This is a genomic window from Acinetobacter sp. TR11 (assembly GCF_027105035.1).
Lineage (GTDB): Bacteria > Pseudomonadota > Gammaproteobacteria > Pseudomonadales > Moraxellaceae > Acinetobacter.
In genome coordinates this window covers 1,755,092-1,777,389 of the sequence record NZ_CP114256.1, presented here as the reverse complement: position 1 = coordinate 1,777,389, position 22,298 = coordinate 1,755,092, and the positions used below count along the sequence as shown (strand labels likewise).

Below are 22,298 nucleotides of genomic sequence, written 5' to 3'. Positions count from 1 at the left end.
AGTTCTAACATGAAACATATAGTCATTCCTGCTCGTTTTGCGAGTTCGCGTTTACCTGCAAAACCACTTTTGCTTATTCATGGTCGTCCAATGATTTTACGTGTCGTAGATCAAGCAAAGAAAGTTGCAGGTTTTGATGATTTGTGTGTTGCAACAGATGATCAGCGTATTGCTGAGGTTTGTCGTGCTGAAGGGATTGATGTGGTTTTAACCAGTGCTGATCATCCGTCAGGCACAGATCGTTTAAGTGAAGTCGCTCGTCTCAAAGGTTGGGCACAAGATGATATTATTGTCAATGTACAGGGTGATGAACCCTTACTTCCTGCTCAATTGGTTCAACAAGTTACTCAGCTTTTAGTTGATCAACCGCATTGTTCAATGTCTACTTTATGCGAGCCTATTCACGCATTAGATGAATTCCAGCGCGATAGTATCGTCAAAGTCGTGATGAGTAATCGTAAAGAAGCATTATATTTTAGTCGAGCAACTATTCCTTATGATCGTGATGGCGCAAAATTACAGCAGCCAAAGCTGCATGATCGCGCTTTTCGTCATCTGGGTTTATATGCATATCGTGTGAAATTGTTGCAAGAATATGTAACATGGGAGCAAGGCAATCTTGAAAAATTAGAAAGTCTTGAACAATTACGCGTATTAGAAAATGGTCATCGTATTGCGATTGATATTGCTGAAGCCAATCTGCCTCCGGGTGTAGATACACAAGCTGATCTAGAGCGTTTAAATGCGCTACCAGTAAGTTTATTTGAATAATTATGATGAGTATGCAGTCAACAATCGTTTATCCTTGGCACAAGCAGACATGGGCGTTGTTGACAACGCGTTTTCCCGATATAGGTCATGGTTTACTTTTTTATGGTAAACATGGCTGTGCGAAACATCAATTTACTGAGCGTTTTGTGGCATGGGTCTTATGTCTAAACAAACAAGCCGAACAAGCTTGTGGTGAATGTACAAGTTGTCTTTGGTTGAAATCTAATACACACCCTCGCTATGTTCATATCACCACAGATGAAGAAAATAAAAAGCAAAATGCTAAGATAAAAATCGAAAAGATTCGTGATTTATTGCCATTTGTTCAGCAGACTGGTGATGGATGGCGAGTCGTTGTGATTGAGCCAGCAGAGGCTTTGAATATAGCATCCGCAAATGCATTGCTAAAGACTTTAGAAGAACCTGGGGAACGGGTTATTCTGATTCTATTGGCTGATCATTATTTGAAATTACCAGCAACGATTCGAAGCCGTTTGCAGCATTTCGCTTTAGACCGTTTAGATATCCAAAATGCACAAAAATTTATTCAGCAGCAAATACCGAATATTTCAGCTGAACACATTGATTTGTTGCTTAATCTTGCAAATGGCATGCCATTGACTGCCGTTGAAATTAATCAGAGTGACTGGTTGCATAAAAGAGATTTATTCTTGAAAGATTGGTTTAAGTTGGTCACAGAAAAGAATATGCCTTTAAGTTATTCAAGCAAGTGGTCGAAAGAGTTGAGTTTCTCTGAATTTATGACAATGTTTGAATATTTATTAGCTGATTTGATCGCTATAAAATTAAATCAATTTTTGAGAAATAAAGACTTAGATTTAACACAGCTTGCACAACTTTATGATTTGGAAAGCCTATTTCAAATTTATTCTGACCTGCAACAGAAAAAATTGATGGTTGAGCAAAATGTACAAACACAATTGGTACTAGATCAGTTGTTTATTCAATTGATGCATGTGGTTTAGATAGGGTATTTAAGTCTTTTATGTTGATTGAATGCTTGATTTTTGTAATAGCCAAAAAGCATTTGCTTTCATTATGGTGATCACTTCTGAAATCGTGATTCATCGAATGCTATATTTGTTTAAATAAAAACCATTTTTGTTTGTTTTCGAACAGTTTTCCTCAAACATTATTTGTTGTTTGTCGGATTGTTTCCTATAATCAAAATAGTAGTAATTATAGTTTTTTAAATTGACGGTAGAAAATATTGAATTTGAGAGGCATGTAAATATGCTTAAAAATTTACTAATGCTATGAAAATATAGATATTTAAAGTTATTTTTATTTGACAGGGGAGTGTTATGCAACCACAAATGATGGGCGGAATTATACAGGTCAATATTCCTGATAAGGCAACTTTGCAATCGAGTTATATGCCTTTTGTGCAAGGTGGCGGTTTATTTGTTTCCACAAAGCAAGCTGTAAAAATGGGACAGGAAGTTTTTGTTTTAGCGACTTTACCAGAGCAGTCACAAAAAATTCCACTAACGGGTAAGGTGATTTGGATTTCGCATAAACAAACACATTTTAAACCACAAGGTTTTGCAATTCAGCTTGCCGGTGAAAAAGGTGTGTATTACAAAAATGAAGCTGAGAAATTATTGGCTGGTTCAAAAGCGATGGATCGCCCAAGTTTTACAATGTAAGTGATAGGAAATAAGCGTGTTTGTTGATACCCATTGTCATTTAACGATGTTAGATCTGAGTCCCTATAATGGTGATCTAGATCAGGCGCTTGAGCAAGCTCGTCTTGCAGGTGTTTCAAAATTTATGGGGATTTCAGTTGATCTTGACGATCATATTAAATTAGCTGAAATAGCTTCTCGCCATAATGATGTGGGTTATTCTGTAGGTGTTCATCCATGCGAGGATGATCATATTATGGCGCGGGCAACAACAGACTACCTTGTAGAGTTAGCACAGTCTGATAAGGTATGGGCATTAGGGGAAACAGGTTTAGATTATTATCACAGTACAGATTTTATTGCAGAACAGAAACGATGTTTTGCCCGTCATATTCATGCATCAAAAATTGTAAAAAAACCTGTGGTTGTGCATACACGGTCGGCTAAACACGATACCGTCGATATTATAAAAGCAGAGCAGTCCACACATGGTATTTTGCATTGTTTCACCGAAGATTGGAAAACAGCTAAGGCTGTTTTAGATTGTGGTTACTATATTTCTTTTTCTGGTATTGTTTCATTCAAAAATGCACAAGAATTACGTGATGTTGCGAAGCAAGTGCCGCTTGATCGGTTATTAATTGAAACGGATAGCCCATATTTAGCACCTATGCCTTATCGGGGTAAAACCAATGAGCCCAAATATGTGCCTTATGTTGCAAAGGCGTTAGCGGATGTATATCAAAAATCAGTTGAAGAAATAGGTATGATTACCACACAGAATTTTGAGAATCTTCTTCATTTGAAGTAAACGGTTTAGTTGTATTAGGAAAGAGAGTTATCACGTGAAAATGGATCGCCAAGCTCAGTTTAGAGCACGAGAAGCCTTAATTTTTCAGATCGCTGAACAACTCCTATTAGAAAATGGTGAAGCAGGCATGACTTTGGACGCTTTAGCGGCGGAATTAGATCTTGCTAAAGGCACATTATATAAGCACTTTCAGAGCAAAGATGAATTGTATATGTTGCTGATTATTCGTAATGAACGAATGCTGCTTGAAATGATTCAGGATACAGAGAAAGCTTTCCCTGAGCATTTAGCTTTTTTCATGCTACATCATTTACATCATCCAGAACGTACTGCTTTATTTCATCAAATTGAAGAACGCCTCTCTACGACGGGTCAAGGTATTCAGTTATTATTTAGTGAGTTGTATAAAGTTCGTCGTCAACGTTTACGTATTATCATTCGTATGACAGAAAGTTATTTATTAGATATAAATAGCACGATGACAACGCGTGATTATTTGGCTTCGATTTGGTCTCTGACTTATGGTGCAGCAGTTATTCTAAATTCGAGCTTTTATCAGCGTTATTTAGGTTCACGTGATAGCTTACGTGTGGCTTATATTGATCAAGCTTTAGGTTTGCCAAAACAAATTGAATATTTAGCGAATGGCTGATAAATAAAATGAAATCACCACATAGATTACAACAAGGTTTTACCCTCATTGAGATCATGGTGGTGATTGTAATCATGACCATTATGACATCTTTGGTTGTTCTGAATATTGGTGGTGTAGATCAACGTCGAGCGATGCAAGCCAGAGAAATGTTTATACTTGATTTAAAAAAGATTAATAAAGAATCAACGGATCAAGCTAAAGTTTTTGCCTTAAATACTCAAAATGCGACTGACGTTGCACCATTTCGCTATAATTTGTTTGAATATCATGATCAGAGCTATGAGCAAATTCAGCAAGCTGATCGGACTTGGCAGCCATATAAAGAGTTTAAACTTCGAGAGCTACCGACTAGCGTGTCTTTTAGTATTCAAACTTTAAATGCTGAAGAATATCGAAAAGCGAGAAATGAGGATTTATTAGGTGGTAAAGCACCGCAACTCATATGGTTTGGTAACGGTGAAGTTAAGCCTGTCCGTATTCAATTTTATTATGAACAGCAGCCAATTGGACATGAGTTTGAAATAGATCATTTGGGTAAAATAAATGAAGAAGATTAAAGCATTTACCCTATTGGAAGTGATGGTTGCATTAGCAATATTTGCTGTCGCTGCAATTGCATTAACAAAAATTGCCATGCAATATACACAGTCTACATCGAGTGCGATTTTGCGAACTAAAGCACAGTTCGTTGCAATGAATGAGGTTGCAATGATGGAAATGAATCAAGAATGGTTAGATGGAACGCAATCGAAACAAGTGACTTCTCAAGGTGAGACTTGGCAGATTGATAAAAAAGCACAGGCTACAATTAGTCCCAAAATACAACGTATCGAATTACAAGTAAGTTTATTTAATACTGAGCAAGGTAAAGTTGAAGCGGGCATCACCAATATGGTGTTTTTTAATTATCCAGCAAAAGCTAAAACATGATGAAAATTAAAAAGGGTTTTACCCTTGTTGAATTGCTGGTTGCAATTGCTATTTTTGCCGTACTTTCAATGCTTGGTTGGAAAGTTTTTGATTATTTATTAAAAGTCAAAGATCGTAATGCAGAACATGAAACACATTTATTTGCGCTACAAGATGCCTATCAGCAGATTCTAAGAGATAGTCTCCAAATTATTCCATTAACGGCAAATGATGGTCGACAATTACAGGCCGCTTTGGTGCTAAATGATCGTGGTTTTATGTTTAGCAAAGCAGGAGTGTCCGATCCGTTGAAACAAGGTTTGTCACCTTATGAGCGCATTGAATATCGCTACGATTCAACGCAGAAAAAAGTTTATCGACTCAAATATTCAAATCTAAATATTCCAAATCGAGTACAACCCATCTCAAGTACCTTATTGGAAAATGTAGATCAATTTAAAGTAATCGTGATGAATCCACAGGAACTGACACAATGGCCTGAAAATATTGGTGATCCTAATAATATTAATGAGTTAAAAAAATTACCATTGGGCTTAAAAATACAGCTTAGTGTTGCAGGTACGGATTACGAGTGGATTTTTAGTCTACTGAATGCAAATCAATTGTTGGGAAATAACTCACCACCATGAAAAACTATTCATCTCAGCGTGGCGTAGCTTTATTAACGATTTTAGTCATGGTTGCTTTAGCAACGATTTTGGCTGCAACAATTGCAAAACGACAAACCAATACTGCTGAAAATACGGGCTATTTGATGCGTCAGGATCAATCGTTATTGTATGCAAAAAGTGCAGAAGCTTTTTTTTCAGAGTTACTCATTCAAGATAGCGATAACGGTAGTAGCATTGACCATTTACAGGAAAACTGGGCAAAACCGATGCCACCATTTCCTGTTGAAGATGGTTCTGTCTCAGGAAAACTACTAGATGAGTCAGGAAAGTTTAATCTAAATAATTTGGTTAAGGCTGATGGCAATCAAGTTGATGATTCTGCACGACGTTGGTTTGAAAAGTTATTGCAACGCGTAGGTCTACCTGCTGAACTCAGTCAAGCTGTGATCGATTGGCAAGACACAAATGATGAAGTAACTGGCGCAATGGGTGCGGAGAGTAGCTATTACCAAGGACTAGATCCTGCATATTTAACGCCGAATACCAAGTTTCATAGTATAGACGAATTAAAACTTGTACGAGGTTTTGAAGGCAAAAACTACGATTTGATCAAACCTTATGTTACGGCATTACCTGAGCAGACTAAGGTGAATATGAATACAGCACCTGCATTACTATTAGCCAGTATTGATCCTAAAGTAGATGTCAAAGCTCTCGAACAACAATTGAAAGTCAAGGAAACTGAGTTAACACATTTTAATAATGTAAATGATTTATGGAAATTAAGTGCTTTTTCTGGGATAGATGAACAGAGTAAAACGGATGCTGCGTCTTTATTAGATAGTAAATCAAATTATTTTACGGCTCAAATTGAAGTGCTCCTAAGTGAGCGTAAGCGCCAATTTACGAGCTTAATGATGAGAAAAGATAAACAAGTGATTGTGTATTCAAGAAGTCTTGCACCATTCTAGTCTTTGTATAGATTGGATTATTGAATAGTCACAAGGCTTAAAATCAATCCCACCGATGATTTTTTTGCTTTATAATAAAATCTGTTTGCAGATATAGATCAGCTTGGTGCATGTTAATTCGTAAATTATTTAAGTTTGAAAATGCTCATATTGTACGTAATTGTACATCAGATCGCTGTAAGCGTTCGATTCACGGGCATAGTTATAAAGTTGAATTACTGCTAAAAGCCTCAAGATTAGATCATGGGCAAATGGTCTATGATTTTGGTTTATTAAAAGGTGTGATTAAAGAGCTTTTTGACAGTTTTGATCACGCAATTTGTTATTGGCAAAAAGATGATCCTGAATATATTCAAGCGTGTAAAACTTTTAGTGCACGTTGGGTTGCTTTGCCAGTTTCACCATCAGCTGAACAGTTTTCAAGGATTTTCTTTTATCTAGCGCAACAGGTGCTCGCTTCAACCACAACACAGAATGGTGAAGGTGATGTCGAGGTCTATTCAGTGATCGTGCATGAAACTGATACAGGTTATGCTCAAAGTTTCTTAGAAGATATTGAAAATGAGCAAATGGGTTTACTTAGCCTAGACCAAATTATTTTTTCAGAGCAAGTACAAGTTGAGTGGAGTGATCCTCAAATGTATGAAAATCTGAAAAATGGAATTAAATTCCAAAATCCAAATGTAGAGTTACAAGTTAACATTTAAGTCAGCAAGATTTAAATGTTGGAATCGTTATTTCAAGGAATGTTGATGCAATTTACTGAACAACAGCAGGAAAAACTTAATAAAGTTCAGTTGGATGAGTCATGGAAAATCTCTTTGTCAGAATTTCTACTCAGTCAGAAAATGGATCATTTAAGAGAGTTTCTACAGCAACAGATCCTTGCTCAGAAAACAATTTATCCACCTAGCAAGCAAATTTTCAATGCATTGAATACAACCCCGTTACAGGATGTAAAAGTCGTGATATTGGGTCAAGATCCATATCATGGCCCTAATCAAGCCAATGGTCTAAGCTTTTCCGTACAAAGAGGGGTTGCATTACCACCATCTTTGCGTAATATTTTTCATGAATTACATACTGATCTCACAGTGCCGATTTCACGTCATGGGGATTTAAGTAAATGGGCTGCTCAAGGGGTATTGCTGTTGAACAGTGTACTCACTGTTGAAGCAGGACAGCCAACTTCTCATCAAAAACAAGGCTGGGAAGAATTTACTGATGCTGTAATTGATGTGTTAAATGAACAGCGTGAGCATGTTGTGTTTATCTTATGGGGTGCTTATGCACAACGTAAAGGACAGCGCATTGATCGAAATAAACATCTAGTGTTAACAGCAGCTCATCCATCACCGCTTGCTGCAAACCGAGGTGGTTTTTTTGGCTGTAAAGTATTTTCTAAAACAAATCATTATTTGAAACAACATGGCATTGAGCCAATAGACTGGCAACTGGACGCATAATGACTTCTCCCGATTTAAATAGTTATCACCCAGATTTAATTATCGAAAACGCTAAAAATGGTTGGCGTATTGTTCGTTTAAACCGACCAAAATCTTTGCATGCACTTGATGAGTCAATCGTGAGCGCTTTATTGAAAGTATTTGAATATTTTCATGAAGATGACAGTGTCAAAGCAATTTGGTTTGATTCAACTACACCGAAAGCATTTTGTGCGGGTGGTGATGTTCGTAAACTCCGTCAGCTTGTGATCAATAACGAGGTTGATACAGCAAATAAATTCTTTGAACAAGAATATGCACTTGATTTACTACTTCATAATTATGCTAAGCCAATCGTGGTTTGGGGTGAAGGTTATGTGATGGGTGGTGGTTTAGGATTATTCATGGCCGCACCATTCCGTCTAGTCACACCTTACTCACGTCTTGCAATGCCTGAAATCAATATTGGCCTCTATCCTGATGTAGGCGGAAGTCGTTTCCTTGCAGATCGTGGTCAAATTGGGCTGTTTACAGGTTTAACGGGTTCAATCATGACTGCAGCTGGTGCTTTTAGCATTGGTTGGGCAACTCATATTTGTGAAGCACAGCGCGATAATGTTCTTCAAAAAGTTTTAAATGTGGATTGGAATCACTATCCTGCGGGTGCTTTCCGTGCAATCGATGATACTTTAAATAGTCTACATCGTCCTGTAGCATCAGGTCCGTTACAAAACTCGATTGACGTTATTCACAGTGTATGTCGTGGTCAAAATTTTGAATATGACTATCAAGCGATTATTGGTTTGAGTGATGCAAGCAGCGATTGGCTGCGTCAAGCGAGTGAAAATCTACAAAAAGGCTCTCCAAGTACGGCTGCGATTACATGGTTGCTATGGCAATGGGGTAAGCAAGGGCATGCTTGGGATGAAGTTTTTGCATTAGAATCACAAATCTCTGATTGGAAAATTCGTCATCCAGATTTTGTTGAGGGTGTGCGTGCGCGTTTAGTTGATAAAGACTTATCACCAGAATGGAAAGCAGCGGAAAAGATTACATTAAAAGATATTTTATCTGATTGTGCTCCAGTAACTACGATTGATAGTTGGAATGCTTTATTAAGACAATATGGTGTTATTGCTTAAAATCGATGAGTATTAACGGCACAATTTCAGAAAACTTTAATGATGAATATTGGATGCAGCTTGCTTATGAGCAAGCTGCACTAGCTGCTTCGCAGGGAGAAATTCCTGTTGGAGCGGTGATAGTGAGTCAAGAGAAAGTTATTGGTGCTGGTTATAATGCGCCAATTAAACAATCTGATCCTACCGCTCACGCTGAAATTCAAGCTTTACGTGCAGCATGTCAATCATTGAATAACTATCGCTTACCAGACGATGCTGTACTGTATGTGACACTAGAGCCTTGTACGATGTGTGTCGGTGCACTCATTCATGCACGCATTAAAAAAGTGGTATTTGCAACCACCGAACCTAAAGCTGGTTCATTGGTCAGTGCTCGGCAGTTATTGGAAAATGGTTATTACAATCACAAATTTGTTTTTGATCAAGGCTGTATGCAAACCCAGTGTTCATTGCAACTCAGTGCATTTTTCAAACAAAGACGAGATGAAAAAAAGAAAATTCGTTTATCAAAAACGTCCTTAAATGATTAAAAATGTCACTCTAGTTGTGGCAAACTAAGCCTCCAATGATTTTGGCTAGATCAAAAAGGCAAAGCTATGCGTAATGCAATCACCATAAAAAAAGAGTTTAATGCACCAATTTCTGAAGTTTTTGACTTATTGTCAAAACATGCAACTTATAATAAAGCATTTGCTCCTTTACAAGTTGTACGTGTAAAAGATTCTGCTGATCCTCAGCGTCCCGATGGAATCGGTTCAATTCGCCGTATGGGCTTTGGACCAATCAAGCCTCTTCAAGAAGAAATTACATTACTAGAAGAGAATAAACGTATTGAATATAAATTGATTAATAATCCTTTGGTGAAACACCATCTCGGACAAATTGATTTTAAAGAAATCACACCGTTTATTACTTTAGTGACTTATAAGATTGAATTTACGGCAAAAGCACCTTTTGTAAGTAAATTAGTTCTTGCACAACTCAAAGCAGCGATTACACTAGGTTTTTCAAAATTAGCGAAGTCAGTTGCTTCATAAGAGATGGGAATGACAGTTCATATTATTACGATTGATGGCCCAAGTGGCTCTGGTAAAGGGACATTGGCAGCTAAAATTGCTGCGCATTATGGTTTTAATTTATTAGACTCAGGTGCTTTATATCGTTTACTTGGACTGTCGCTATTTCAGCGAGATCTACTGAATAAAATTCAAGAACAGTTAGTGCAATGTGTTGATTTTGCAACTCATTTAGATATTGAATTTAAATCAACAGATGCAGGCACACTTATTTTTCTTGAGGGCGAGGATGTGACCAACACTATTCGTACTGAGCAAGTTGGTGAGTATGCCTCTAAAGTTGCAACTGTTCCTGAATTAAGACAAGCATTATTTGAGCGTCAGCGTGCATTTATTCAAGCACCTGGATTGGTTGCAGATGGTCGTGACATGGCGACAGCGATTTTTCCAGAGGCTCAAGCGAAAATCTACTTAACAGCATCGGCTGAATCTCGTGCAGAGCGACGTGTAAAACAGTTGCAGGGCATAGGTCTTGATGCTAAAATAAGCGACATTTTATCTAACATACAGGCTAGAGATAAAAGAGATATGGAGCGAACAGTTGCTCCGCTCAAGCCCGCTGAAGATGCGTATATCATTGATAGTTCTACAATAGGCATCAATGAAGTGTTTCAGTTGATGGTTGACTATATTAATAGCCGTATAAACTAGATACACAATTTTTTATCAGTTGAAGCATTGCTTGATCAGATCTTTTGGACAATGTAACAACTTAACTAAACCGGCCTTGTCTGATCCAAGACCGCGGACTTTATCAGGTATATCATGACCGAATCTTTTGCAGCCCTCTTTGAAGAAAGTGAATTAAACCTCAACGTTGAAAAGGGTGCAGTCATCCAAGGTACTGTTGTTAGTATCGATTCTGACTGGGTTACTGTTGACACTGGCCTTAAATCTGAAGGTGTTGTTGACCGTGCTGAATTTTTAAATGAACAACGTGAACTTGAAGTTCAAGTTGGCGATACTGTTGACGTAGTTGTTGAAGCGCTTGACAACGGTATGGGTCAAACAGTTTTATCACGTGAAAAAGCAAAACGTGCTGAAACTTGGACTAAACTTGAGAAAATCTTTGAAGACGGCGAAATCGTTACTGGTGTTATCTCTGGTAAGGTTAAAGGCGGTTTCACTGTTGACATCGGTCCTGTACGTGCATTCTTACCAGGTTCTTTAGTTGATACTCGTCCTATTCGTGACACAACTCACCTTGAAGGTAAAGAGTTAGAGTTCAAAGTAATCAAACTTGATGCTAAACGTAACAACGTTGTTGTATCTCGTCGTGCAGTTATGGAAGCTGAATCTTCAGCTGACCGTGAAGCATTACTTGCTCAACTTGAAGAAGGTCAAACAGTTACAGGTACTATCAAGAACCTTACTGATTACGGCGCGTTCGTTGATCTTGGCGGTATTGATGGTCTTCTACATATCACAGATATGGCTTGGAAGCGTATCAAGCACCCTTCAGAAGTTGTTGAAGTTGGTCAAGAAGTTACAGTTAAAGTACTTAAATTTGACCGCGAGCGTAACCGCGTATCTTTAGGTCTTAAGCAATTAGGCGAAGATCCATGGTTAGCGATCATGAGCCGTTACCCTAAAGGTTCTATCGTTAAAGCACGTGTAACGAACTTAACTGACTACGGTTGCTTTGCTGAAATCGCTGAAGGCGTTGAAGGCTTAGTACACGTTTCAGAAATGGACCACACAAACAAAAACATCCACCCATCTAAAGTTGTTCAGATCGGTGACGAAGTTGATGTTATGGTTCTTGAAGTTGACGAAGAACGTCGTCGTATTTCATTGGGTATCAAACAAACTCGTGCTAACCCATGGGAAGAGTTTGCTAAAGCAAATGAAAAAGGCGAAAAAGTTTCTGGTACGATCAAGTCAATCACTGACTTCGGTATCTTCATCGGTTTATCTGGTGGTATCGACGGTTTAGTACATTTATCTGACATTTCTTGGAACGAACAAGGCGAAGAAGCTATCCGTCGTTACAAGAAAGGTGACACAGTTGAAGCAGTTATCTTATCTGTAGACGCTGAAGGTAACCGTATCAGCCTTGGTATCAAGCAATTAAACAGCGATCCATTCAATGATTTCTTAGCTGCGAACGAACGCGGTGCTTTAGTTAAAGGTACTGTGACTGCTGTTGATGCTAAAGGTGCTACAGTTAAATTAGCTGATGACATCGAAGCAACGCTTAAAGCTTCTGAAATCAATCGTGACCGCGTTGAAGATGCGACTAAATTCTTAGAAGTTGGTCAAGAAGTTGAAGCGAAGATCATCAACGTTGATCGTAAATCTCGCTCTATCAACTTGTCTATCAAAGCGAAAGACGAAGCTGAAGAGAAAGAAGCTGTGAACAATGCTCGTCAAGCAGCAGCAGCTCAAGTTTCAGAAGCTAATGGTCCTAAGACTATTGGTGATTTGATTAAAGCTCAAATGAAGTAATTTGTTAAAAGGTACATTTCTTGTAACAGAGATGTACCTTTTTATACAAAAATACTGCAAACGGTAGCGTAGTATCGATGTACTGCGCTACCGTTTTGTATTTAAACAGGTTATTATTAAAATATTGAAGAGTAGCAATAATTAAAGAGGTCATCGATGACTACTGAAGCACTTAACAAATCTGATTTGATTGAACGGATTGCCCTTAAAAACCCTCATTTGGCAGAACCGTTGGTTGAAGATGCTGTTAAAATTATGATTGATCAAATGATTGAAGCACTTTCGAGTGGCGATCGTATTGAGATTCGTGGTTTTGGCAGTTTTGCATTACATCATCGTGAGCCACGTTTAGGGCGTAATCCTAAAACTGGTAAATCAGTTGATGTTGCAGCAAAAGCTGTCCCGCATTTCAAACCGGGTAAAGCACTTCGTGATGCAGTAAACGACACTGTTGATTAATAAAAAATTGAGGTGTTTATGCGTTATATCTTAATTGCATTACTTTTTGCTCTATTTGGTTATTCGCTTGCCCTAGTTTTACAGAATCCAGCAGAATTAGAAGTGAACCTATTGTTTACTCAAGTTCCTGCTATGCGCTTAGGTTTATTGCTTTTATTGACATTGGCATTAGGTGTCGTTGTTGGTTTGCTTCTAGGTGTTCAAGTATTTCGAGTTTTCCAAACGAATTGGGAAATTAAACGATTACGTAAAGATATTGATCACCTTAGAAAAGAGCAGATCCAACTTGCTCAGCAAGCAGCCGCAGAAGCTGCTGCAAGCGTAAGGCATGAAAAAACTGTTTTAGATGTTTATCCGAATGATAAGATCTAATAGTTGAATTGCTATTTAGTATTGAAAAGGGCTATTTCACAATTGAAGTAGCCCTTTTAGTTTGTGATTAAAAAATACTTCATTAATTTTAATTTCATTTTTCAAGTTCAATTCAAGCTGATCCATAAATTGAGTAAAAGCATTAAAACTTTTTTCTACTACGATCAATGCTGTTTCATTCATTTCTCGCATTATTAGTATATTTTCAAAAACGTTTTCTTCATCGCCTATAGAATGTCCAGTTTCTTGCCTTAAATGTGTTTCACTACATATCTTATAAGTGCCGTCTGATTCGAGACCAAGCCTATTAATTCGTAAGATAGTTTACGGCTAGGTGACATGTCATCACACCAAATAAATCTAAGGGTGTTGGTAAGTTCTTGTTTATTGTTCAAATCGAGCGTTTCTAGGTCATGCAAATACCAAGGCCAATGATTAGCATCTTCTTTACAGTGAACATTGATTGCTTCTTCATATTCATTCTGTGGAAAATTAAAGGGTAGTACATATTTATTTAAATCCGCAAAGCTCATGATAAAGTGAGCAAGATTGGGCAAGAATTTTAAGCGTTGTTGTATGGGTATTTCTTGATTTTTCAGAATCTTAAAAAATGATGGTGACTAAATTAATGCCTTTTTATGCCTATTGCAGTTTTAAACGTTTTCATTTTAACCTTATTCGTTTTTAATTTATTGTAAGATTAAAATTTAATCATATTTTACTATTTGGTATGTTTTAGTTTTGTTGTTGCAACTTAAATGAGCGAAGTAAAAATGTGTTGAATGAAATTTTACACTTAAATTAAAACCTATTTATAATAGCGACTTTGAATCAACTGGGAAGAAACGCTCTTGAGTATCATTGTTGCACTAGATGCAAAAAGCGAATATGACGCTTTAACGATTGTGGATCAGCTTGATCCTGCTTTATGTCGTGTCAAAGTGGGCAAAGAGCTTTTTACTCATGAAGGTCCAAGTGTTGTTAAAACCTTACAAGATAAAGGTTTTGAAGTTTTTCTTGATTTAAAATTTCATGATATTCCGAATACAACAGCGCAAGCTGTCTGTGCTGCGGCAGATCTTGGTGTATGGATGGTGAATGTTCATGCTTCAGGTGGTCGTAAAATGATGGAAACTTGTGTTGAAAGACTCAAAGCAGGGAACTATCAGACTCAGCTCATTGCTGTTACTGTGTTAACTTCTATGGGGCGTGAAGATCTACGTGATATTGGTTTAGACATCGAGCCAGTAGAGCATGTCAAACGTTTAGCTAAATTGACTCAAGAAAGTGGTTTGGATGGCGTAGTTTGCTCAGCACAAGAAGCTAAGATTCTTCGTGAAATGTTGAATGCTGATTTTGCATTAGTTACCCCAGGCATTCGTCCAGAAGGTTCAAATGCAGATGACCAAAAACGTATCGTTACACCTAAACAAGCTATGCTTGATGGTTCGACGCATTTAGTGATTGGTCGTCCTATTACAAAGGCTGAACGTCCAACAGAAATGTTGAAGTCAATTTTGGCGTCTATCTAAGTTTATTTAGTTTATAAATACCTTAGAACTTGAGATTTAAGAATAGGCTGATTAATAAAGGCGCTAGAAGCGATAAAATTAATCCGCTCATCATTGCATGTGGTACGTAATGCGTGCCACATGACTGTTTAACCATCGCAAGGGTGACATCCATTGAGGTTGCTCCAGCACTCGAAATCGCTGAACGTGGAAATCGCCAACCTAAACAATACATAAGTAAAATGGCGAAAATTTCTCTAAATAAATCTGTTAATAATGCAATGCCACCGAGCTTGGCTGAATGTAATTCAGTAAACAAAATTCCAGACATGGAATACCAACCATAACCTTGAGCTAAAGCCATCATTTCATTCAGGGTATAATCATGAGATAGAATGAGATAATTGATGATTGCAGCCAGACAAGAACCGACAAAGGCTGCGGCAGGAACAAGTAGTACTCTCCAACTTAACCAACTGCGATCAAATTGCGTAAAAGCAAGCTCAACACCGATTAGAAAGATAAACACGAGCAATAAATACCAACTATTAAATGCAATTTGTAGGTTAGATTGAGTCACTACTATTCCAAGTAAAATCCCTAATCCTAATGCTAGAAATGCTTTAGCGATATTCTTGAGTGCATTGATAAAGAGGTGTAATGAAATTTTTCCTTGTACACTTTGACGATCAATCAGTTTATAAGTAATTAGACAGATAAAGAAAGAACCAACTGATGTAGTAAATGCAATCAATAATGCAGGTGGTAATATTGCTGCTGGATCTGAGATATGATTCAAAGCTTGAGTCAGTTCAAATGCAACACTCATTAATAATAAATAAGAAAAATAGGGTAAGATTTTAAATATAAATTGTTTAATTCGCTGTGATAGTTTTGGGGCGAGAAAATAGCCTAAGCTTATTGCGATAAAAATTTGGAAGATAAGAACAAAAGATTGCATAAAAAAAGCAGGTTACGAGTAACCTGCTTATTATGAAGAATTATTGATTAAGCTGCATTGTTTTTTGCATTTGTTGCTGTATGAAGAAAATTATAGTCAGCGACATTTACTTTACGTGTTTCTAACCAATATTTCCAAGTATATGTTGGCCATAATGAGAAGTTTTTACCATCAGCTGCTTGATACCAACTGCTACATCCGCCTGCTTGCCAAACTGTTCCTTTGAGTTGCTCTTGTACACGTTCATTGAACTGATCTTGAACTTCCTGCTTAATTTCAACAGCTTGAGAGCCTGTTTTGTCTACGGTTTGAATCAATTGCAAGATATAGTTTACTTGAGATTCAATCATGAAAATAACAGAGTTATGACCTAAAATCGTATTTGGACCTAAGAGTTGGAATAGGTTAGGGAAGTTTTTCGTACTAATACCATAGTAGCTTTCCGCACCATCTTTCCAAGCTTGCTTAAGTTCGATTCCATTACGACCAACGCAATCGAAATGCTTTAAGTAAATGCGTGGATCGGTAATAAAGCCTGTACCATAAATCAAACAGTCAATCTGACGCTCTTTACCATCTTTGGTGATAATGCCGTTTGCTGTGATTTCTTGAACACCATCGGTAATTAATTCAACATTTTTACGATTGAATGTAGGGAAGTACTTATTTGAAATCAAAATACGCTTACAACCCATGACAAAATCAGGAGTCAGCTTTTTAGCTAATGCTTTGTCTTTCACTTGGAAGCGAATGAACGCTTCAGCAAGTTTTTGACCATATTTCATGATCTGTGGTTGTACGATAGGTACTACACGTGATTCGTTGGTCCAATACAAACGAGTACGATGAATTTGACGATAAATATTAGATGCTTTAAACAAAGACTTGCTTAATTGTGAATATTTACGTTCATCACGTGGAATGACCCATGCTGCGGTACGTTGGAATACATAAAGCTGTTTCACTTCTTGTGCAATCTCGGGGATATATTGAATTGCGCTACCACCCGTACCAATAGAAGCAACGGCTTTGCCTTCTAAGCTGTATTTGTGATCCCATTGTGAAGAATGGAAAACTTTGCCTTTAAATTTTTCAATGCCTTTTAAGTGAGGAATTTGTGGAACGTGTAGGGGACCAGAAGCAAAAATAACAAACTGAGCTTCAATGGATGGTTGATCTTTAAAATCTAATAACCAAACATTACGATTTTCGTCAAACTCAGCATGAGTAACTTCATGATTGAATTTGCAATAATCTTTTAATTTATATTGCTGAGTAATATCTTGAATATATTCAAAAATTTCATCAGCTTCAGCGTAACGTTTTGACCAATCTGTTTTGGGAGCAAACGAAAGTGAATACATGTGTGATTGAACATCGCACGCTGCGCCTGGGTATTGGTTTTCACGCCATGTGCCACCAACGTCATTGGTTTTTTCTAAAATTACAAAATCTTTGATTTGACTTTGTAATAGTCGAATAGACATTGCTAAACCACCAAAACCTGCACCGATAATTGCAACTTTGGTTTTTTGAATAGCATTTTGGGTTACATCACGCATAGTCCATGCCCTATACATCTAAATTTCGTGCAAGTTTAAAGGTTTTATGGAGATTAAATATGATTATATAGACGCAGAACTTGATCATTTCGGCAATTCATTTCTGTGTTTTTTTATAGTACAACATTAAGGTTTTGGGAACTGCATTCAGAATTATGAAGAGATCTATCCTCGGATTGATGTATTTAATTCAGGGCATGCGTCATGTCGGCATAGATGTAGATGCTCGTTTAGCAGATATGGGAATTCTCGCCGATGCTTTAGATCCGAATTCGATCATTGCTGATGAAATTGAATGGGACATCTTACAATATATTAGTCAGGATATTTCCCCAGAACAAGGTTTAGTGATTGGACAGCATTATGCACTTGCAGGGTATGGTCCATTCCTGATGCTACTTGTCACAAGTGATACTTTACATAACGCGCTATTAAATGGTGTACGTTTTCAACAATTGACACATCTATTTGGTTCATTACAGCTAAATATTAAAAAAGATTACATCCATTTGCATTATCAACCAATTGATTTAAATACGCATTTAGGATTATTTCGTGCTCAATGTGAAATCTCAGGAACTTATAAGTTCTTACAGGATATCTTTAAAATGATGGGGCTTGAAATTCCTGATATTCAAATAGAGCTACCATTTCAAATACCAAGAGAAATGGAATTAATAAAAGCTTATCAGCAATATTATGGCCTAGATGTTAAGTTTGAATGTCAGCAGGCTTCTTTCATTCTAAAAAACACTAAAATTTTAAATATTAAAATTCCATCTGCTGATGCGTTAACTTATCGTGTTTATGAAGAAAAATGCCTACAAGATCTGAATAAATTAGAACGAAGTACCCGTGCAAAGTTGACCATTTTAGAATATGTCGAGGAATATCTTGAAATGCAAAATGGTGTAATACCTACAATGTCTGAAACAGCATTTGCATTAAAGATTCCTGAGAGGACTCTAAGACATAAATTGCAGCAATTACAAACGAGTTATAAAGAAATTCGCGAAAGATTAATTAAGCAGAAGGCATTAAAATTTATTGAAGATAGTGCATATTCGATAGAACAAGTTGCAGAAATGCTCGGTTATTCTGAGCCTGCGGCGTTTAATCATGCTTTTAAACGCTGGTTTGGTCAAAGCCCACGCCAATATAATCGAAATCATTAAATGGTAAAAGAATGGTACATTATGATGTTTAAACTGCATGATAATTAAGCCTAAAATCTAATGTCTTTGGACTCAATGTTCGATATAATTTTCACCAATTAAAATTGTAATAACACCTTATGTCAAATTCTAAACCAGACTCACATAACACTTCATTTATGCCGATCTCACCTGCAGAGCGTTATGCTCAAGCAATTGAATCAGGTCAATTCATGCCAGATGAAGCTCAAGCTCAGGCAGTGCAAGAGTTAGATCGAGTATGGAAAGAGTTACTCACACGTTATAAAGCCTCAAAGAAAGCATTTAGACGTTTCCGTCGTCAAACCTACCCAAAAGGTGTTTATATGTGGGGTGGTGTAGGACGTGGGAAAACATGGTTGATGGATCAATTTTATGACTCAGTTCCATTTCGCCGTAAAACCCGCATGCATTTCCATCATTTTATGCAAAATGTGCATAAAGAATTGAATAAGCTTTCAGGTCAACGTAATCCATTAGATTCTGTTGCTGATCAGATTTATAAAAATGCGGTTGTCATTTGTTTTGATGAATTCTTTGTATCAAATGTCACTGATGCAATGATTATTAGCGATTTATTTCAAAAGTTATTTGAACGTGGTATCACGCTGATTGCGACTTCTAATATTGCACCAGAAGGTTTATATAAAAATGGTATCCATCGTGACCGTTTTATGCCAACAATTGAATTAGTCCAGAAAAACTGTACGGTTCTGAATGTAGATGCTGGTGTTGATTATCGTTTACGTGTTTTGAAGCAGGCTCAATTGTTTAAGCATCCTTTGAGTCATGATGCGCAATCATGGATGTATGAGCGTTTTCAAGCGCTGACACACACACAAACGCTTTCTAATACCCCAATTATGATTAATAACCGAATTGTAGAAACCTTGGGTCATACTGAAGATGTATTGTGGTGTGAATTTTCTGAGTTATGTTTTAAGCCACGTAGCCCTGCCGACTTTATTGAAATTGCTAATATTTATAATACGGTACTGGTGAGTAACGTACCACATTTAACGGATTTCCTTTCTGAAGGAACACGTCGTTTTATCTATTTAGTCGATGAGTTTTATGATCGTGGTGTGAAGCTGCTTTTAACCTCAGAAGATTCGATTATTGATCTCTATGAAGGTGAAAGATTAGCATTTGAAATTGAACGAACTCGTTCACGTTTATTGGAAATGCAATCGGATGATTATCTGCACTCAGAACATCGCCAAATTCAAGTTTCAAAAACCTCATAAATTTTAAGGGCATTCTAGGGAATGCCTTTTTTATAAATTCATATAGAGAAAGCTTTATTCTTAATTGAATTTTGTTATAACTAAATGAGTTTTAAAAAGTGAGTATGTCGCAGAATAGAAGTAGCTAGATCAAAACTTGGTTTTAGTGTTTATAAAAATTATATTTGTCAATACTTAAGCTAAGAAAATGCTTACTATTTAGCAATGTGATATTACTATTCAGGCTAGTATAAATCGGTATACTAGGTTTCTTGTTATAAAAAGTTAGCATCATCAGGAAAGACAATGACTGTACGTATTCAACAAGGCAAGCTAGCGATTGCTAAAGAACTTTACGATTTCATCGAAAATGAAGCTTTACCAGGCTCTGGTTTAGACAGTGAAACTTACTGGAAAAATTTCGAGCAAGTCGTTGTCGATCTTAGCCCAAAGAATAAGGCACTATTAGCGAAGCGTGATGAAATTCAAGCTAAGATTGATGAATGGCATCGTAATAATGAATTTGAGTTAAATGCGTATAAAGCATTTTTAACTGAGATTGGTTACTTAGTACCAGAAGTTGCTGATTTCCAAGTAACGACTGAAAATGTAGACGAAGAAATTGCATTATTAGCTGGTCCTCAGCTTGTTGTACCAGTACGTAACGCACGCTATTGCTTAAATGCTGCGAATGCACGTTGGGGGTCATTATACGATGCACTTTACGGTACAGATGTAATTTCTGAAGAAAATGGTGCAGAGAAAGGTAAAGGCTATAATCCAGTCCGTGGCGATAAGGTAATTGCTTTCGCTAAAGATTTCCTTAATCAAACATTCCCACTTGCTCAAGGCTCTCATGCCGATGCAACTAAGTATGCAGTTGATCACAATCGTTTAGTTGTGACTTTAAAGGATGGTTCAACAACCTCTTTGGCTCATGAAGCTCAATTTGTTGGCTTTAATGGCGATGCTGCAAATCCAACTGAAATCGTTTTATTAAATAATGGTTTGCACGTTATTATCGATATCGATGCAAATAGCCCAATCGGTAAAACTGATGCGGCTGGCGTTAAAGATTTAACTCTAGAAGCTGCTATTACAACGATCCAAGATTTAGAAGATTCTGTTGCAGCTGTTGATGCAGAAGAGAAAGTTGAAGGCTATCGTAACTGGTTAGGTTTAATGAAAGGTGACTTGCAAGAGTCAATCGAGAAAAATGGTAAAACTATTACTCGTGCATTAAACAAAGACCGTACAGTTCAGAACTTAATTGGCGGTACTACAACGCTACATGGTCGTTCATTAATGCTTCTTCGTAACGTTGGTCATCTAATGACTAACCCAGCGATCCTTGTAGAAGGTCAAGAAGTATTTGAAGGTATCATGGATGCATTAGTTACTCCATTACTTACAATTACAGATATTCGTGGTGAAAACGAAAATAAGAACTCTCGTAAAGGTTCTATGTATATCGTTAAACCAAAAATGCATGGTCCAGAAGAAGTTGCATTTGCAGTTGAATTATTTGAGCGTGCAGAACAAGCACTTGGTCTACCTGCGAAAACACTCAAAATTGGTATCATGGATGAAGAACGCCGTACTTCAGTTAATTTGAAAAATTGTATCGCTGCTGCAAAAGACCGTACAATTTTCATTAACACAGGCTTCATGGATCGTACGGGTGATGAAATCCATACGTCTATGGAGGCAGCGCCAATGGTACGTAAAGAAGCTGTTAAAGCGCAAAAATGGATTGCTGCTTACGAAAACCGTAACGTTGCAATTGGTTTAGCATGTGGTTTACAAGGTAAAGCGCAAATTGGTAAAGGCATGTGGCCAAAACCAGATAGCATGAAAGATATGTTGGCGACTAAGACAGCTCATCCAAATGCGGGTGCTTCTTGTGCATGGGTTCCATCACCTACAGGCGCTGCACTTCATGCCATGCATTACCACCAAATCAATGTAAAAGCACGTCAAGATGAATTGCTTGCTGAATCAATGTTGTCTTTAGATGACTTGCTAACTCCTCCTTTTGCACCAGAAACAAACTGGACGGCTGAAGAGTTAAACAATGAGCTTGAAAATAACTGTCAAGGTATCTTGGGTTATGTTGTACGTTGGGTTGATCTAGGTGTAGGTTGTTCTAAAGTTCCAGACATCAATAACGTTGGTTTAATGGAAGATCGTGCAACTTTACGTATTTCTTCTCAACACGTTGCAAACTGGTTGCGTCACGGTATCGTAACGAAAGAACAAGTTGAAGAAGTGCTTAAACGTATGGCTGTGATTGTTGATCAGCAAAATGCCAATGATCCACTTTACACGCCAATGGCACCAAATTTTGATGGTATCGCATTCCAAGCTGCTGCTGATTTGATCTTCAAAGGCGCTGAGCAACCATCTGGTTATACAGAGCCATTGTTACACGCTGCACGTTTAAAACTAAAAGGTTATACAGGTGATTAATTTCATCTAAAATAAAAAGCCTCTTCGGGGGCTTTT

General features: G+C 37.3%; 24 protein-coding genes. 22 read left to right on the top strand and 2 right to left on the bottom strand.

What is annotated here, in order from left to right:
• The first annotated feature begins 9 nt into the window (after positions 1 to 9).
• The 19 genes from kdsB to pyrF all read left to right on the top strand — a co-directional run bounded on the left by kdsB (position 10) and on the right by pyrF (position 14,872).
• Positions 10 to 771 (top strand): 3-deoxy-manno-octulosonate cytidylyltransferase, encoded by a 762-nt coding sequence (gene kdsB / locus O1450_RS08640; RefSeq protein ID WP_269228102.1) that lies wholly within the window; start codon positions 10 to 12, stop codon positions 769 to 771.
• 2 nt (positions 772 to 773) lie between these two features.
• The gene (locus O1450_RS08635) at positions 774 to 1,757 is read left to right on the top strand and encodes a DNA polymerase III subunit delta' (RefSeq protein ID WP_269228101.1); all 984 of its coding nucleotides are present in this window, start codon (positions 774 to 776) and stop codon (positions 1,755 to 1,757) included.
• A 339-nt stretch (positions 1,758 to 2,096) separates the two neighbouring features.
• Complete coding sequence (locus tag O1450_RS08630; protein ID WP_004662384.1) at positions 2,097 to 2,441, top strand: PilZ domain-containing protein; 345 nt, start codon at positions 2,097 to 2,099, stop codon at positions 2,439 to 2,441.
• A gap of 16 nt (positions 2,442 to 2,457) precedes the next feature.
• On the top strand, positions 2,458 to 3,231 hold the full coding sequence (locus tag O1450_RS08625; RefSeq protein ID WP_269228100.1) for a TatD family hydrolase: 774 nt from the start codon (positions 2,458 to 2,460) through the stop codon (positions 3,229 to 3,231).
• A 40-nt stretch (positions 3,232 to 3,271) separates the two neighbouring features.
• The gene (locus O1450_RS08620) at positions 3,272 to 3,883 is read left to right on the top strand and encodes a TetR/AcrR family transcriptional regulator (RefSeq protein WP_034601445.1); all 612 of its coding nucleotides are present in this window, start codon (positions 3,272 to 3,274) and stop codon (positions 3,881 to 3,883) included.
• A gap of 8 nt (positions 3,884 to 3,891) precedes the next feature.
• The gene (locus O1450_RS08615; protein WP_269228099.1) at positions 3,892 to 4,443 is read left to right on the top strand and encodes a prepilin-type N-terminal cleavage/methylation domain-containing protein; all 552 of its coding nucleotides are present in this window, start codon (positions 3,892 to 3,894) and stop codon (positions 4,441 to 4,443) included.
• Positions 4,430 to 4,816 carry a type II secretion system minor pseudopilin GspI gene (gene gspI / locus O1450_RS08610; RefSeq protein WP_004662377.1) on the top strand — a complete coding sequence of 129 codons (387 nt, stop codon included), beginning with the start codon at positions 4,430 to 4,432 and terminating at the stop codon, positions 4,814 to 4,816. The genes O1450_RS08615 and gspI overlap by 14 nt, the downstream gene beginning before the upstream one ends.
• Positions 4,816 to 5,445 (top strand): type II secretion system minor pseudopilin GspJ, encoded by a 630-nt coding sequence (gene gspJ / locus O1450_RS08605; protein WP_269228098.1) that lies wholly within the window; start codon positions 4,816 to 4,818, stop codon positions 5,443 to 5,445. Before gspI ends, gspJ begins: the two co-directional genes overlap by 1 nt.
• Positions 5,442 to 6,398 carry a type II secretion system minor pseudopilin GspK gene (gene gspK, locus O1450_RS08600; protein WP_269228097.1) on the top strand — a complete coding sequence of 319 codons (957 nt, stop codon included), beginning with the start codon at positions 5,442 to 5,444 and terminating at the stop codon, positions 6,396 to 6,398. Before gspJ ends, gspK begins: the two co-directional genes overlap by 4 nt.
• 110 nt (positions 6,399 to 6,508) lie before the next feature.
• Entirely contained in the window at positions 6,509 to 7,105 is a 597-nt protein-coding gene (locus O1450_RS08595; RefSeq protein ID WP_004662372.1) for a 6-pyruvoyl trahydropterin synthase family protein, read from the top strand.
• Positions 7,106 to 7,150: 45 nt separating this feature from the next.
• Positions 7,151 to 7,864 (top strand): uracil-DNA glycosylase, encoded by a 714-nt coding sequence (ung, locus tag O1450_RS08590; RefSeq protein ID WP_050040245.1) that lies wholly within the window; start codon positions 7,151 to 7,153, stop codon positions 7,862 to 7,864.
• On the top strand, positions 7,861 to 8,985 hold the full coding sequence (locus O1450_RS08585) for an enoyl-CoA hydratase/isomerase family protein (protein ID WP_269230446.1): 1,125 nt from the start codon (positions 7,861 to 7,863) through the stop codon (positions 8,983 to 8,985). Before ung ends, O1450_RS08585 begins: the two co-directional genes overlap by 4 nt.
• A gap of 5 nt (positions 8,986 to 8,990) precedes the next feature.
• Positions 8,991 to 9,515 carry a tRNA adenosine(34) deaminase TadA gene (tadA, locus tag O1450_RS08580; RefSeq protein WP_269228096.1) on the top strand — a complete coding sequence of 175 codons (525 nt, stop codon included), beginning with the start codon at positions 8,991 to 8,993 and terminating at the stop codon, positions 9,513 to 9,515.
• A 66-nt stretch (positions 9,516 to 9,581) separates the two neighbouring features.
• Positions 9,582 to 10,022, top strand: a complete 441-nt coding sequence (locus O1450_RS08575; protein WP_018679199.1) for an SRPBCC family protein — start codon at positions 9,582 to 9,584, stop codon at positions 10,020 to 10,022.
• 9 nt (positions 10,023 to 10,031) lie between these two features.
• Positions 10,032 to 10,712 carry a (d)CMP kinase gene (gene cmk / locus O1450_RS08570; RefSeq protein ID WP_018679200.1) on the top strand — a complete coding sequence of 227 codons (681 nt, stop codon included), beginning with the start codon at positions 10,032 to 10,034 and terminating at the stop codon, positions 10,710 to 10,712.
• A gap of 114 nt (positions 10,713 to 10,826) precedes the next feature.
• The gene (gene rpsA / locus O1450_RS08565; RefSeq protein ID WP_005159935.1) at positions 10,827 to 12,509 is read left to right on the top strand and encodes a 30S ribosomal protein S1; all 1,683 of its coding nucleotides are present in this window, start codon (positions 10,827 to 10,829) and stop codon (positions 12,507 to 12,509) included.
• Positions 12,510 to 12,665: 156 nt separating this feature from the next.
• A complete protein-coding gene (locus O1450_RS08560; protein WP_269228095.1) occupies positions 12,666 to 12,968 on the top strand; it encodes an integration host factor subunit beta in 303 nt (100 codons plus the stop codon).
• Between the two features lie 18 nt (positions 12,969 to 12,986).
• Positions 12,987 to 13,340, top strand: a complete 354-nt coding sequence (locus O1450_RS08555) for a lipopolysaccharide assembly protein LapA domain-containing protein (protein WP_269228094.1) — start codon at positions 12,987 to 12,989, stop codon at positions 13,338 to 13,340.
• 851 nt (positions 13,341 to 14,191) lie between these two features.
• Positions 14,192 to 14,872, top strand: a complete 681-nt coding sequence (pyrF, locus tag O1450_RS08550; RefSeq protein ID WP_005159948.1) for an orotidine-5'-phosphate decarboxylase — start codon at positions 14,192 to 14,194, stop codon at positions 14,870 to 14,872.
• A gap of 22 nt (positions 14,873 to 14,894) precedes the next feature.
• On the opposite strand, the gene O1450_RS08545 is transcribed toward pyrF, so the two are convergent.
• Together O1450_RS08545 and O1450_RS08540 are read right to left on the bottom strand one after the other, a co-directional pair.
• Complete coding sequence (locus tag O1450_RS08545; protein ID WP_269228093.1) at positions 14,895 to 15,812, bottom strand: lysine exporter LysO family protein; 918 nt, start codon at positions 15,810 to 15,812, stop codon at positions 14,895 to 14,897.
• A 47-nt stretch (positions 15,813 to 15,859) separates the two neighbouring features.
• Positions 15,860 to 17,374: a flavin-containing monooxygenase gene (locus O1450_RS08540; protein ID WP_269228092.1), complete on the bottom strand. Its 1,515-nt coding sequence runs from the start codon at positions 17,372 to 17,374 to the stop codon at positions 15,860 to 15,862.
• Between the two features lie 155 nt (positions 17,375 to 17,529).
• Here O1450_RS08540 and O1450_RS08535 point away from each other — a divergent pair, with 155 nt between their 5' ends.
• From O1450_RS08535 to O1450_RS08525, 3 genes are all read left to right on the top strand, one after another.
• A complete protein-coding gene (locus O1450_RS08535) occupies positions 17,530 to 18,549 on the top strand; it encodes a helix-turn-helix transcriptional regulator (RefSeq protein ID WP_269228091.1) in 1,020 nt (339 codons plus the stop codon).
• A 119-nt stretch (positions 18,550 to 18,668) separates the two neighbouring features.
• Entirely contained in the window at positions 18,669 to 19,814 is a 1,146-nt protein-coding gene (gene zapE / locus O1450_RS08530; RefSeq protein ID WP_269228090.1) for a cell division protein ZapE, read from the top strand.
• Between the two features lie 285 nt (positions 19,815 to 20,099).
• On the top strand, positions 20,100 to 22,262 hold the full coding sequence (locus O1450_RS08525) for a malate synthase G (protein ID WP_269228089.1): 2,163 nt from the start codon (positions 20,100 to 20,102) through the stop codon (positions 22,260 to 22,262).
• The last annotated feature ends 36 nt before the right edge of the window (positions 22,263 to 22,298 follow it).